The organism is Streptomyces flavofungini, from assembly GCF_041028215.1.
Taxonomy (GTDB): domain Bacteria; phylum Actinomycetota; class Actinomycetes; order Streptomycetales; family Streptomycetaceae; genus Streptomyces; species Streptomyces flavofungini_B.
Map to the genome: position 1 here is coordinate 1 of NZ_JASKYR010000111.1, position 13,974 is coordinate 13,974.

The window sequence follows — 13,974 nt, forward strand, 5'->3', positions numbered from 1 at the left end:
ACGGCCGCGGTGAACCGCCCGTCGACCTTGCGCGCGGCGTCCACCTCGCGCGCGAACCTGCGGCGGAACGCGACATCGTGGGCGAGTTCGGACCGCGCCGCCTTGATCGCGGCGAGGCTCCCGTCCGGCCCCCGGCCGAGGAACACCTCGCCCATGCCGCCACTGCCGAGCCTGCCGAAGAGCGTGTACGCGCCGATCGACGTGGGATCGCCGCCCCCGAGCGGATGCATGCCCCCGCCACCTCCCCCATTCCGCAGGTGAGGGTACCGAAAGCGGGCAGCGGAGCGGAGCTGATCCACCGACAGAAACTCGCGCCCCGCGAATCGCGGCAACAGCCTTGACACCCCTCACCACTTCACTCCCTACTAGAGCTTGCGTAGCGATCGTGACAACGTTGTCCAACCCGCAAGGAGGGGCTCGGGGATGCCGCACCAGGCTCGCAGACCTCGATACAGACACCAGCGTCCGGGGATTCCCGGGACGCGCTCGGCAGCCGTCATCGGATCGATGGCGCTGGCGCTCGTCGTGGCGGCGCAGGGGGCCGCCGTCGCCGGGCCCGAGAAACCACCGCGCACCGAAGCCGAATTCAGCTCCTCCTTCGAGGAGGGCGAGGCCGCACCGGACTGGCTGAACACCGTGGAGACCGGCGCCGACGGCAAGAAGAAGGCCTCCGGCGTCAACGGCGAGTTCAGCGCGGGCCTGCCCGGCAGCGTGATGAACCACGTCACCGAAGTCCGGGCCAGCGGCGAGAACGCGGGCTCCGGCGAGGTGGCGGACAACCTCATCGACGGCGAGGCCACCAGCAAGTGGCTGACGTTCGCGAAGACGGGCTGGGTCGAGTTCGACCTCGACGAGCCCGCCAAGGCCGTGACGTACGCGCTGACCTCCGCCAACGACCACGCCGAGCGCGACCCGAAGGACTGGACCCTGAAGGGCTCCACCGACGGCGAGGACTGGAAGGTCCTCGACGAGCGCAAGGGCGAGACCTTCGACGGGCGCCACAAGACGAAGAAGTACGACTTCGACAACGCGACGGCCTACTCGCACTTCCGCATCGACTTCACCGGCAACAACGGCGCCTCCGACGCCCTCCAGCTCGCCGACGTCCAGCTCTCCGTGGGCGGCACCGGGTCCCCGGCCCCCGAGGACATGCTGAGCCTGGTGGACCGGGGCCCCAGCGGCTCCCCCACCGCAAAGGCGCGCGCCGGGTTCACGGGCAAGCACGCGCTGCGCTACGCGGGCAGCCACAAGGCCGACGGCCGGGGTTATTCGTACAACAAGGTCTTCGACGTCAATGTCCCGGTGAAGCGCGACACCCGGCTCGGCTACCGCGTCTTCCCCTCGATGGCCGAGGGCGACCTGGACTACGCCGCGACGAACGTCGCCGTGGACCTGGCCTTCACCGACGGCACCTATCTGAGCGACCTCAAGGCCGTCGACCAGCACGGCTTCGCGCTCACCCCGCGCGGCCAGGGCGCCGCCAAGGTGCTCTACGTGAACCAGTGGAACAACGTCGAGTCGCAGATCGGCGACGTGGCGCGCGGCAAGACCGTGGACCGCATCCTGGTCGCCTACGACGCGCCCAAGGGCCCGGCCAAGTTCCGTGGCTGGCTGGACGACGTCTCGCTCAAGGAGCAGGCCCCCGCCAAGCCCAGGGCGCACGCCTCCGACTACGCCGACACCCGGCGCGGCACCAACTCCTCCGGCGGCTTCTCGCGCGGCAACAACTTCCCCGCCACGGCGGTTCCGCACGGCTTCAACTTCTGGACGCCGGTCACCAACGCGGGCTCCCTGAGCTGGCTGTACGACTACGCGCGCGGCAACAACGACGACAACCTGCCGACGATGCAGGCCTTCGGCGCGAGCCACGAGCCGAGCCCGTGGATGGGCGACCGGCAGACGTTCCAGCTCATGCCGTCCGTCGACAAGGACACCCCGAGCGCCTCGCGCACCAAGCGGGCCCTGCCCTTCCGGCACGAGAAGGAGACGGCGCGCCCGCACTACTACGGCGTGACGTTCGAGAACGGCCTGAAGGCCGAGATGGCGCCGACCGACCACGCCGCGATGATGAAGTTCACCTACCCCGGTGACGACGCGAGCGTGATCTTCGACAACGTCAACGACAAGGGCGGCCTGACCCTCGACAAGGAGAAGGGCATCGTCACGGGTTACTCGGACGTGAAGTCCGGCCTGTCGACCGGCGCGACCCGCCTCTTCGTCTACGGCACCTTCGACACCCCGGCCACGGCGGGCGGCAAGCTGGACGGCGGCGGTGGCGGTGACGTCACCGGCTACCTCCGCTTCAAGCCCGGCAAGGACCGCACGGTCACCCTGCGCCTCGCCACCTCCCTGCTCAGCGTGGACCAGGCGAAGGACAACCTGGCCCAGGAGATACCGGCGGGCACCTCCTTCGACCGGGTCAAGGACCGCGCCCAGAAGGCGTGGGACGACGTCCTCGGCAGGGTGGAGGTCGAGGGCGCGAGCGAGGGCCGGCGCACGACGCTGTACTCCTCCCTGTACCGCCTCTACCTGTACCCCAACTCGGGCTTCGAGAAGGTCAGGGGCGCGGGCGGCAAGAGCAAGTACCAGTACGCCTCGCCCTTCTCCCCCGCGACCGGCCAGGACACGCCGACCCACACCGGCGCCAGGATCGTCGACGGCAAGCCGTATGTGAACAACGGCTTCTGGGACACCTACCGCACGACCTGGCCCGCGTACTCGCTCCTCACCCCCAAGAAGGCGGGCGAGCTGGTCGACGGCTTCGTGCAGCACTACAAGGACGGCGGCTGGACCTCGCGCTGGTCCTCGCCGGGCGCCGCCGACCTGATGACGGGCACCTCTTCCGACGTGGCGTTCGCCGACGCGTACACCAAGGGCGTGAAGTTCGACGCGGAGGCCGCGTACGACGCCGCGCTGAAGAACGCGACGGTCGCGCCGCCCAGCTCGGGCGTGGGCCGCAAGGGCATGAAGACCTCGCCGTTCCTCGGCTACACGAGCAGCGAGACGCACGAGGGCCTCTCCTGGGCGCTTGAGGGCTACCTCAACGACTACGGCATCGCCAAGATGGGCGCCGCCCTCTACAAGAAGACGGGCAAGAAGCACTACAAGGAGGAGTCCGCGTACTTCCTCAACCGCGCCCGTGACTACGTGAACCTCTTCGACGACAAGGCGGCGGGCGCGGGCACCTCCCCCGGCTTCTTCCAGGGCAAGGACGCCAAGGGCGTGTGGCGCGTCGACTCGGCGAAGTTCGACCCGCGCGTGTGGGGTCACGACTACACCGAGACCAACGCCTGGGGCTACGCCTTCACCGCCCCGCAGGACTCGCGCGGCCTCGCCAACCTCTACGGCGGCCGCAAGGGCCTCGGCTCCAAGCTCGACGCGTACTTCGCGACCCCCGAGACCGGCTCCGCCGAGTTCGCGGGCTCCTACGGAGGCGTCATCCACGAGATGACCGAGGCGCGCGACGTCCGCATGGGAATGTACGGCCACTCCAACCAGGTCGCCCACCACGCCGCGTACATGTACGACGCGGCCGGGCAGCCCGCCAAGACGCAGGAGAAGGTCCGCGAGGTCCTCTCCCGCCTCTACACCGGCAGCGAGATCGGCCAGGGCTACCACGGCGACGAGGACAACGGCGAGCAGTCCGGCTGGTACCTCTTCTCCTCGCTCGGCTTCTACCCGCTGGTCATGGGCAGCGGCGAGTACGCGATCGGCTCGCCGCAGTTCACCAGGATGACGGTGCACATGGACAACGGCCGCGACCTGGTGGTGAAGGCCCCGAAGAACAGCGCGAAGAACATCTACGTGCAGGGCCTAAAGGTCAACGGCAAGAAGTGGAACTCCACGGCCCTGCCGCACAAGGCCGTCGCCAACGGCGGTGTCCTGGAGTTCGACATGGGCCCCAAGCCGTCCGCCTGGGCCACCGGCAAGAACGCGCAGCCCGCGTCCATCACCCAGGACGACAAGGTCCCGTCCCCGAAGAAGGACGCCCTCAAGGGTGAGGGCGCGCTCTTCGACAACTCCTCGGCGACGGAGACCACGTCGGACTCGGCGATCACACTGCCGGTCACCGGCTCGGCGAAGGCGGTTCAGTACACGTTGACGTCCTCCGCCGACCGGGCGAAGGCGCCAAAGGGCTGGGTCCTCGAAGGCTCCAAGGACGGCCGCAGGTGGAAGACGCTCGACCGCCGCTCCGGCGAGTCCTTCGCCTGGAACCAGCAGACCCGGGCGTTCACTGTGCGCCACCCGGGCTCGTACGGGCACTACCGCCTTGTACCCAAGGGGTCGGCGACGCTGGCGGAGGTGGAACTGCTGGCTGACTGACCGACGGGCCGCGCCTGTCCGACGGACCGCTCACCGGAGCGTCCGGCGGGCAGGCGCGGCCTTCGTCGTCGAACTCGCACCACACGATCTTGCCGGGCGCGCGTCCCTCCGCGCCCCACCGGTCGGCCAGGGCCGCCACCAGCAGGAGGCCGCGCCCCGATGTGTCGGCCTCCCCTCCGCTGCCGGGCTCGGGCCAGCCGTCGCCGCTGTCGTGCACCTCGACGCGGAGTACGGCGTCGGCGTGGGTCAGGTACAGCGCGTATCCGCGTCCCGGCGGGACGCCGTGCAGCAGGGCGTTGGTCACCAGCTCGCTGACGCAGAGAGTGATGTCGTACGCGCGGAGGGGTTCGATGCCCCAGTCGTCGAGCGTGGCGCTCGCGAAGGCTCGGGCTGCGGGGACGGACTGGCGTTCGCGCCGGTAGAAGTGCTGACGCGGGTCGTGCGAGATCAGGGGTGGAGTTTCTTGGTTCACGTGAGAATGCTCACGTTCCGTGGCCATCATGAACCAGTACGTAAGGTCGTACAGCCGAGCCGTACTGGTTTGGCTGTTGCATGTACGGCCCCAGGCTGGGAGTTGATCCGTATGCGCGGCTCGAAGCAAGGGTCACGGAGGAACACGTCGGCGATGCGGATGGTGGGCGCCTTGCTCGCCCTGTATCGCGAGGCGGCTGGGTACACCCAGGAAACACTGTCTGAGCAGTTCATGGTTAGCAGGGAGCACATTGCCTCTATTGAGCAAGGGCGGCGCCCCCTGAAGATGGATCTGGCGGTGCAGCTCGACAAGTTCCTGGAAACGGGCGGGGCGCTGCAGACTGCCGTCGAGAACATGCCGGAGGTGGATCTGATCCCTCGGTGGGCCGAGGAGTACCTGGACTGCGAGCGGGAGGCGATCGCGATCTCTTGGTACGAGGGCTTGGTACTCCCAGGGCTGCTCCAAACGGAAGCGTATGCGCGGGCGGTCTTCCGTAGCCGCGTCCCCGTTCTCGATGAAGATGAGATCGAGCAGTTCGTCGCAATGCGAGTGGAGCGGCAGGACATCCTGCACCGCAGGGTCCCGCCGACCACCAGCTTCGTGATCTGGGAGGCCGTGCTACGCGACTGCCTTGGCGGTCGGGATGTCTACACGCAACAACTGCACCGGCTACGTGAGTACGCTGATTTGCCGGGCCTTGCCCTGCAAGTCCTGCCGTTCGGGCGTACCACCCACGCAGCCCTTGACGGCCCCTTCGTGCTGCTTGAGACTCCTGAGCACCAGCGGCTCGCTTACACCGAAACCCAGCGCGGAAGCCAGCTGATCGCCAATCCGGACGAGGTGGCGATCCTGGCCCACAAGTGTGCGATGCTGCGGACGCAGGCCCTCAACCCCGAAGACACCAGGGACCTGTTGGACCGTCTGCTAGGAGAGCAATGAGCGGCACCGCGCTTACGTGGTTCAAGTCAACCTACAGTGGCAGCGAGGGCGGCGCCTGCCTCGAAGTCGCCTACGAGTGGCGGAAGTCCAGCTACAGCAGCGAACAGGGCGGCGCCTGCCTGGAGGTCGCCGCGCACCCCTCCGCCATTCACATCCGGGACTCCAAGAACCCGGAAGGCCCCCACTTCACCGTGGCCCCGGGCGCCTGGACCGCCTTCCTGTCCCTCCCCAAGTCCTAGAACTTAACGGCGGGTTCACGCCAGGACCCCCCTGGCCCCCGGACCGGTGCACCTAGCATCTACTGCCGGTGTCGCAGAAGCGCACACCCACCGGTCCGGGAAGGACGTACGTACGTCATGAACCCCGCATTAGCGCAGAGCCCCCCGCTCCGAGGGGGCGGCGCAAGACTCCGAGTGCCGCTCGTCTTCGTACTGGTCACCGCCCTCTTCGCGGCGATGCTGACCGCGCTCACCGCCACCGTCGGCGCCGCCCCGGCGCACGCCGCCGCCATCGACCGCACCATCCTCACCTGGAACATGCAGGGCGCGGGCGACGGCCCAAACGACCCCGCCGCGAAGTGGGACACCCTCAAGAACCCCCTGCTTGCCGACCCTCTGACTGGTAAGCCGGACATCGCCCTTGTCCAAGAGGGCGGCCCCATGGACGTACCGGGCAGCGCCACCAACGTGACCACGCCCACGCCCAACCAGATCGTCAACGGCCAGTTCGAGACCATCAACCAGGTCCAGCACAAGACCTGGAAGTTCAACAGCAAAGACACCTGGCACATCTACCGAGTCAACTGGGACGTCAATGGTCACCGCGTGAACCCCACGGTCGTCACGCGGGAACCCGCCGACGAGACGATCATCATGGGGCGGGTCGGCTCCGATACTCGCCCGATGCTGGGCGTGCGCTTCGGCAACGACGTGTACTTCAGCCTGCACGCCGCCCAGAACGGCAACGACGCGGAGGCGCAGGCGCAGCGGGCCTGGACCTGGGCGAAGGCGCAAAGTCCGCAGTACAACGTCGTGGTCGGCGGGGACTTCAACAAGGAACCGAAGGACCTCGGCAACCTCAACGGCATGACCCTGCACAACACCGGCAAGCCGACGCACATCCACGGCAAGGAACTCGACTACGCGCTCGCGGGCAACGTCAACCAGCCGGGTCAGACCGTCCCCGAACGGGTCGACGAGCCGGGCCGGTACTCCGACCACTCCCCCGTGGCGCTGAATCCGCCCCACAAGTGCGGCTGGGGCTTCGCGGGCGCCGCGCGGTCGGCGGCGGCCGACGACGGCTGCCAGGACGCCGTGGTGTCGATGGGCGACAGCTACATCTCCGGTGAGGCCGGGCGCTGGCAGGGCAACGGCTCCAACGGCCAGTACAGCGCCAAGGCCAAGAACGGCTCCTCGTTCGGCACCGACCGGACCGCGTTCAACTGCTCCGGCAGCGGGGTCGAGGAGAAGTGCGAGCATGACCCGAAGCGGGTGTACGGGACCACCGGCGAGGGCAAGGAGATGTGCCACCGGTCGGATGTCGCCGAGATCAAGTCGGTCGGCGACGTGCTCGGCATCCCGCAGGAGCGGCGGCTGAACATCGCGTGTTCCGGCGCCACGACCGACGACATCCTGACCCGTACCTTCAAGGGCGAGAGGCCGCAGATCGAGCAGTTGGCCACGCTGTCCAGGAAGTACCGCCTCAAGTACGTGGTGCTCTCCATCGGCGGGAACGACCTGGGCTTCTCCAAGATCGCCCAGGACTGCGTCCTCGGCTATGAGGCCAACCGCCCGTGCAGCGACAAGGGCCGCGACGAGATCCCCCAGAAGATGGGGAAGGTGCAGGACTCGGTCTCCAAGACGGTCGCGGCGATCAAGAAGACCCTGGCGGACGCGGGCCAGAGCCACACGAAGATCATCATCCAGGGTTACCCCAACCCCGTCCCCTCCTCGCTGAACCTACGCTACGAGAACAAGGCGTGGATGCGGGAGATGTCCGGTGGCTGCCCGCTGACCGACAAGGACGTGGACTGGCTCCACTACGAGGTCGTGCCCGGCCTGAACGACAAGATCGCCTCCGTCGCGGCGACGCAGAACACCATCTTCCTCGACCCGCTGGCCGCGCTCGCCGGTCACCAGCTGTGCGGGAAGGGGGCGGCCCAGGCGGACGAGAAGAACACCCTCGGCAGCCCGCCCGACCCGAACACGAGTGAGTGGGTGCGGTGGATTCCGGGCCTCTCCGACGGGCTCCCCTGGACCCAGGGCGAGACGCAGGAGGCGGCGCACCCCAACGCGTACGGCCAGCAGGCGATGGGCGCCTGCCTGCGCAAGACCATCGAGCAGACGCAGTCCGTGTCCAACGGCTACTACGCCTGCGCGGGGGCGCGCGCCCTGGGCCCCGGTGATGTGCGGGTCTCCCTGAAGAAGCCGTACCCGCTCGTCCTGGAGGACGAGACCCACCGCCTGGTCCTGCGGAGCGCGAACAGCGGGGACCTCGTCGACGCCGACTGGGGCGGCGACGGCGCCTACCCCCGTGGTGAGGAGGAGGGCCAGACCGACAAGCAGGGGTGGGACGTGACCGCCCACAAGCCCGGCGGGCCGACCACCAGGCAGGACTCCGACGAACCGCAGCCGATCCTCGCCGACATCGAGGTCAAGCGGGGCGACCTGTACCTGGCGAGCAGCGAGGAGCCGTCCAACGGCCAGGACCCGGACCGCAAGCAGGACAACTACTGGGCGCAGCTGGCCAAGAACGGCCGCCACAACCTCACCACCTGGGCCCTCTCGGCGCCGAACAGGAACGGCTCCGTGAGGTACCTCTACCTCAAGAGGGAGTCCGACGGTTCGCGGAAGGTGGGCGGCTGCCTCACCCAGAACCCGCTGACGATGACCGACAAGGACCGCAAGAGCTGGCTCACCGTGGAGCCGTGCACGCTCGGGGCGTCGCAGGACTGGTGGCTGGAGTCGCCGGGTCCGCTGCCGAACCCGCGCCCCGCGCCGGACGGGTGGGAGGACCGGGGTGAGCACCAGATCGCCAGCTCCGAGCACGACAAGTGCCTGCGCAGCGGCACGTTCGGCACTGCGAGCCTGACGGACTGCGCGGACGACCAGCTCGTCCAGGACTGGCGGCCCACGGCCCAGGTCCCGCTGACCCCGCCGAGGGCGGCGGCGCGGACGACGACCCCGAAGCCGACCGCCAACGGCGCCTTCTACCTGGTGAACTCCGGTACGAAGGGCTGCCTGAGCCCCGTCGGGGACGCGCAGGCGATCGTGGTCGACACGTGCGACAACTCCACCGCCCAGCAGTGGGCCTGGCAGGGCCGCACACTGCGCTCCGTGGACAGCGGCAAGTGCCTGGTGACGGACGCCGATGAGGACCTGTCCCTGGCCGACTGCGTCACCGTCCCCGACGCGCTCAAGGGAGGCAGCGACCCGAAGGACGCGGACCGCGTCATGATGCGCTCCGCCACGGGCCTGGCGATGGAACTGCCGGACGGTGACACCACGGCGGGCAAGAAGATCACCGGGGCGGCCCCGGAGCAGGGCCAGGACCGCCAGAAGTGGGTCCTGCACGCCGACGGCGCCCCCGACGGCATCTGGCGCGTGGCCCCGAAACTGATCGACTCCCGCCACCTGTCGTACAACGTCATCGACAAGGTGGCCGCGCTGATGGACGCGGTGGCCGACAACAAGGGCGAACAGTGGCGCCTTGAGAAGATGGGCGGCGGCTGGTACCGCGTCGTCAACAACCTCGACGGTACGGTCCTGACGGCAACGGGCGCCGGAGACCCCCTGTCACTCAAGGAGCCGGTGAACAACGTCGGCCAGTGGTGGCGCTTCGACTGCACCTGCTAGGAACGGGGTTCCCGGGGGGGGCGGCCCCGCCGACCGTCCCCCTCCGTGCCTCGCCGTGGTCGGCGTCGTACAATCCTTGGCGACATCGCGTGCCGGTCACCGGCTGGGTGAGGCATGGAGGTGTCGGGAGATGCCTTCTGGAGGCATTCCTTGTCGGTAGAGCTGAACCACACGATCATCCATGCCCGGGACAACCGGGAATCCGCGGAGTTCTTCACGGACCTGCTGGGACTTGAGATCACCGGGGAATGGGGCCCGTTCATCGCGGTGGCCCTGAGCAACGCGGTGACCCTGGACTTCGCCACCGTCCCGGCGCAACACCTCACCCCGCAGCACTACGCCTTCCTCGTCTCGGACGCCGAGTTCGACGCGGCGTACGAGAAGATCAGGGCCCGCGGCATCGAGCACTGGGCGGACCCGCGGCAGCAGCGGCCGGGCGAGATCAACCGCAACGACGGCGGCAAGGGCGTGTACTTCCTGGACCCGTCGCGGCACGCGCTGGAACTGATCACGGTCCCGTACGGCGGCTGGCCGAAGCCCTAGGAGCCGCCCCGCCAGGGGCGCTCCCAGGGGCGCGGGGAACTGCGCGACAAGCCCCCACGGCCCGCGGAGGAAACAAGAGGGCCGCACCCCCGGGGGAATCCGGGGGTGCGGCCCTCAACCGCGTGAAGCCGAAGGCTACTTGCGGATCAGCGACCGCAGCACGTACTGCATGATGCCGCCGTTGCGGTAGTAGTCCGCCTCACCGGGGGTGTCGATGCGGACGACCGCGTCGAACTCGACACCGGAGTCGGTGGTGACCTTGACCGTGCGCGGGGTCGAGCCGTTGTTCAGCTCGGTGACGCCGGAGAAGGAGAAGGTCTCCTCGCCGGTCAGGCCGAGGGACGAGGCGGTCTGGCCCTCCGGGTACTGGAGCGGCAGGACGCCCATGCCGATGAGGTTCGAGCGGTGGATGCGCTCGTAGGATTCGGCGATGACGGCCTTGACGCCGAGGAGCGCGGTGCCCTTGGCGGCCCAGTCACGGGACGATCCGGAGCCGTACTCCTTGCCCGCGAGGACGACCAGCGGGATGCCCTGGTCGATGTAGTTGCGCGAGGCGTCGTAGATGAACGAGACCGGCGCGTCCTCCTGCGTGAAGTCACGCGTGAAGCCGCCCTCGGTGCCCGGCGCGATCTGGTTGCGCAGGCGGATGTTGGCGAACGTGCCGCGGATCATGACCTCGTGGTTGCCTCGGCGCGAGCCGTAGGAGTTGAAGTCACGGCGCTGCACGCCGTGCTCCGTGAGGTACTTGCCCGCCGGGGTGTCGGCCTTGATCGCACCGGCCGGGGAGATGTGGTCGGTGGTGACCGAGTCGCCCAGCTTGGCCAGGACGCGGGCGCCCTGGATGTCCTCGACGGGGGACGGCTCGTGCGCCATGCCCTCGAAGTACGGGGGCTTGCGGACGTAGGTGGACTCGGTGTCCCACTCGAAGGTGTCGCCGGTCGGGATCGACAGCGCCTGCCACTGGGCGTCGCCAGCGAAGACGTCCTGGTAGGACTTGTTGAACATGTCCTCGCCGATGGCGTTCGCCACGACGTCGTTGACCTCGGCCTCGGTGGGCCAGACGTCCTTGAGGTAGACCGGGTTGCCGTCCTGGTCGACGCCGAGTGCCTCGGTCGTGATGTCGATCTTCATCGAACCCGCGAGGGCGTACGCGACGACCAGCGGCGGGGACGCCAGGTAGTTCATCTTGACGTCGGGGTTGATGCGGCCCTCGAAGTTCCGGTTGCCGGAGAGGACCGAGGTCACGGCCAGGTCGTGGTCGTTGACGGCCTTGGAGACCTCGTCGGGCAGCGGGCCGGAGTTGCCGATGCAGGTGGTGCAGCCGTAGCCGACGAGGTTGAAGCCGACCTTGTCGAGGTAGGGGGTGAGCCCCGCCTTGTCGAAGTAGTCGGTGACGACCTTGGAGCCCGGGGCGAGGGTGGTCTTGACCCACGGCTTGCGGGTCAGGCCCTTCTCGACGGCCTTCTTCGCGACGAGCGCGGCGGCGACCATCACGTAGGGGTTCGAGGTGTTGGTGCAGGAGGTGATGGCCGCGACCGTCACCGCGCCGTGGTCCAGCTCGTACGTCGACCCGTCGGGGGCGGTCACCAGGACCGGGTTCGACGGGACGCCGTTCGTGGTGGCCGGGGCGTCGGAGGCCGGGAAGGACTCCTTGCCCGCCTCGTCCACGGAGTCGACGTAGTTGCGCACGTCGATCTTGAACTGCTCGGCGGCGTTGGCGAGGACGATGCGGTCCTGCGGACGCTTCGGACCGGCGATGGAGGGGACGACCGTGGAGAGGTCGAGCTCCAGCTTCTCGGAGAAGTCGGGCTCGGCGGCCGGGTCGAGCCAGAGGCCCTGCTCCTTGGCGTACGCCTCGACGAGCGCGACCTGCTGGGCGTCACGGCCGGTCAGGCGCAGGTAGTTCAGGGTCTCGTCGTCGATCGGGAAGATCGCGGCGGTGGAGCCGAACTCCGGCGACATGTTGCCGATGGTGGCGCGGTTGGCGAGGGAGGTGGCGGCGACGCCCTCTCCGTAGAACTCGACGAACTTGCCGACGACGCCATGCTTGCGCAGCATCTCGGTGATCGTGAGGACGAGGTCCGTGGCGGTGGTGCCCGGCTTCAGCTCACCGGTCAGCTTGAAGCCGACCACGCGCGGGATGAGCATCGAGACCGGCTGGCCCAGCATCGCGGCCTCGGCCTCGATGCCGCCGACGCCCCAGCCCAGGACGCCCAGGCCGTTGACCATCGTGGTGTGCGAGTCGGTGCCGACGAGGGTGTCGGGGTAGGCCTGGCCGTTGCGGACCATGACCGTGCGGGCCAGGTGCTCGATGTTGACCTGGTGGACGATGCCGGTGCCCGGGGGGACGACCTTGAACTCGTCGAAGGCGGTCTGGCCCCAGCGCAGGAACTGGTAGCGCTCCTTGTTGCGGCCGTACTCCAGCTCCACGTTCTGGCCGAAGGCGTCCGCCGTGCCGAACTTGTCGGCGATGACGGAGTGGTCGATGACCAGCTCGGCCGGGGCCAGCGGGTTGATCTTCGCCGGGTCGCCGCCGAGCTCCTTGACGGCCTCACGCATGGTGGCGAGGTCCACCACGCAGGGCACGCCGGTGAAGTCCTGCATGATCACGCGGGCCGGCGTGAACTGGATCTCCTGCGACGGCTGGGCCTGCGAGTCCCAGTTGCCGAGGGCACGGATGTGGTCGGCGGTGATGTTCGCGCCGTCCTCGGTACGGAGCAGGTTCTCCAGCAGCACCTTCAGGCTGTAGGGAAGGCGTGCGGAGCCCTCGACCTTGTCCAGCTTGAAGATCTCGTACGACTCGTCGCCCACGCGCAGCGTGCTGCGGGCGTCGAAGCTGTTCGCCGACACGACAGTCTCCTTCAGATTTTTTCGCGCGTTCCGTACATCCTGCCGCCACGACTCCTCGTCGGTCCGCTAAGGTAAGGCTTAGTTAGGTAACCCTTACCGAGTGGCGGCTTCTGGTGCGCCTCGGCAGATATCTCGATGTCGAGATAACTCTAGTACATGACCCGTGCGTCCGACGAGGCACGCACCCGGAGCGCGGTGGGCACGGTGGCCGGGGCCTTCGCCGTCTCCGCCCCCTCCTGTTCCTCGACGAGGTCGAGGAGGAGGGCCACCGCCGTGCGCGCCGTCTGCTCCGGGTTCAGGCTCAGCGTGGTCACGGGCGGGTTCGTGTGCGCGTACCCCGGATCCTCACTGACGCACGCGATCCGCAGGTCGTGCGGGACGCGCAGGCCGTGGCGGCCCGCCGCCGCGAGGAGCTGGCGCCCGCCCGGGTCGTACGCCGCGAAGACCGCGTCGGCGCGGTCGGCGCCGCTCAGCAGCGCGTCGAAGGCGTGGCCCGCGTCGTCGGCGACGCCGAAGGGCACGATCAGCGGCTCCGCGCCGCGCCGCTCGCACCAGCGCGTGTACGCCGCCGTGACCGCGCGGGCGTAGTGCTCGCCGCCGTTGCCCGCCTGGAGGGCGACGCGGCGGGCGCCGGACGCGGCGAGGTGGTCGAGGACGCCGTGGGTGGCCGCCTCGTGGTCGTTGTCGACCCAGCGGTCGCCGGGCCGGGGGTCCCCCGGCGCTCCGTCGAAGACCAGCGGGACGCCGCGTGCGCGCAGGGCGCGGACCATGGGGTCGCCGCGCGGGCTGTCCATGATCAGCATGCCGTCGACGGCGAGGCGGTGCCAGGAGTCGTCGCCCGCGCGGTCGGCGGGCAGCGTGATCAGCGCGTAGCCGCGCGCGTGGGCCGCCGAGGTGGCCGCCGTGACGGCGCGGCCGAAGTAGGCGATGTCCGTGTAGCTCCAGGCTCCGGCCGCCGGGAAGGTCGTGACCGCTACGCCGATCGTGCGGGTG

General features: G+C 69.0%; 7 protein-coding genes and 2 pseudogenes. 5 read left to right on the forward strand and 4 right to left on the reverse strand.

Annotated features, from left to right (window positions below; translation table 11 throughout):
• Nucleotides 1–230 (reverse strand): annotated as a pseudogene (locus tag AB8Z36_RS10605) (serine/threonine protein kinase); the annotation flags it as partial.
• A 277-nt stretch (nucleotides 231–507) separates the two neighbouring features.
• Between AB8Z36_RS10605 and AB8Z36_RS10610 the strand changes: the two are divergent.
• Nucleotides 508–4,323 carry a GH92 family glycosyl hydrolase gene (locus tag AB8Z36_RS10610; RefSeq protein ID WP_369212980.1) on the forward strand — a complete coding sequence of 1,272 codons (3,816 nt, stop codon included), beginning with the start codon at nucleotides 508–510 and terminating at the stop codon, nucleotides 4,321–4,323.
• Between the two features lie 46 nt (nucleotides 4,324–4,369).
• Here the strand turns inward: AB8Z36_RS10610 and AB8Z36_RS10615 are convergent.
• Nucleotides 4,370–4,822: pseudogene (locus AB8Z36_RS10615) on the reverse strand (ATP-binding protein); the annotation flags it as partial.
• An 84-nt stretch (nucleotides 4,823–4,906) separates the two neighbouring features.
• Between AB8Z36_RS10615 and AB8Z36_RS10620 the strand changes: the two are divergent.
• The 4 genes from AB8Z36_RS10620 (at nucleotide 4,907) to AB8Z36_RS10635 (ending at nucleotide 10,131) form a co-directional block, all read left to right on the forward strand.
• Complete coding sequence (locus AB8Z36_RS10620; RefSeq protein ID WP_369212981.1) at nucleotides 4,907–5,734, forward strand: helix-turn-helix domain-containing protein; 828 nt, start codon at nucleotides 4,907–4,909, stop codon at nucleotides 5,732–5,734.
• On the forward strand, nucleotides 5,731–5,973 hold the full coding sequence (locus tag AB8Z36_RS10625) for a DUF397 domain-containing protein (protein WP_369212982.1): 243 nt from the start codon (nucleotides 5,731–5,733) through the stop codon (nucleotides 5,971–5,973). Before AB8Z36_RS10620 ends, AB8Z36_RS10625 begins: the two co-directional genes overlap by 4 nt.
• A gap of 174 nt (nucleotides 5,974–6,147) precedes the next feature.
• On the forward strand, nucleotides 6,148–9,588 hold the full coding sequence (locus AB8Z36_RS10630; protein ID WP_369212983.1) for a GDSL-type esterase/lipase family protein: 3,441 nt from the start codon (nucleotides 6,148–6,150) through the stop codon (nucleotides 9,586–9,588).
• 150 nt (nucleotides 9,589–9,738) lie between these two features.
• Nucleotides 9,739–10,131, forward strand: a complete 393-nt coding sequence (locus AB8Z36_RS10635; RefSeq protein ID WP_369212984.1) for a VOC family protein — start codon at nucleotides 9,739–9,741, stop codon at nucleotides 10,129–10,131.
• Nucleotides 10,132–10,266: 135 nt separating this feature from the next.
• Here AB8Z36_RS10635 and acnA read toward each other — a convergent pair whose 3' ends face one another.
• Together acnA and AB8Z36_RS10645 are read right to left on the reverse strand one after the other, a co-directional pair.
• On the reverse strand, nucleotides 10,267–12,981 hold the full coding sequence (acnA, locus tag AB8Z36_RS10640) for an aconitate hydratase AcnA (protein ID WP_369212985.1): 2,715 nt from the start codon (nucleotides 12,979–12,981) through the stop codon (nucleotides 10,267–10,269).
• 149 nt (nucleotides 12,982–13,130) lie between these two features.
• Nucleotides 13,131–13,974, reverse strand: an 844-nt coding sequence (locus tag AB8Z36_RS10645) for a LacI family DNA-binding transcriptional regulator (RefSeq protein ID WP_369212986.1), incomplete at its 5' end; no start/stop codon positions are given.

Coding starts and splice junctions, on each gene's coding strand:
- AB8Z36_RS10610 (WP_369212980.1), top strand. CDS start 508: ATGGCGCTGGCGCTCGTCGTGGCGGCGCAGGGGGCCGCCGTCGCCGGG.
- AB8Z36_RS10620 (WP_369212981.1), top strand. CDS start 4,907: ATGCGCGGCTCGAAGCAAGGGTCACGGAGGAACACGTCGGCGATGCGG.
- AB8Z36_RS10625 (WP_369212982.1), top strand. CDS start 5,731: ATGAGCGGCACCGCGCTTACGTGGTTCAAGTCAACCTACAGTGGCAGC.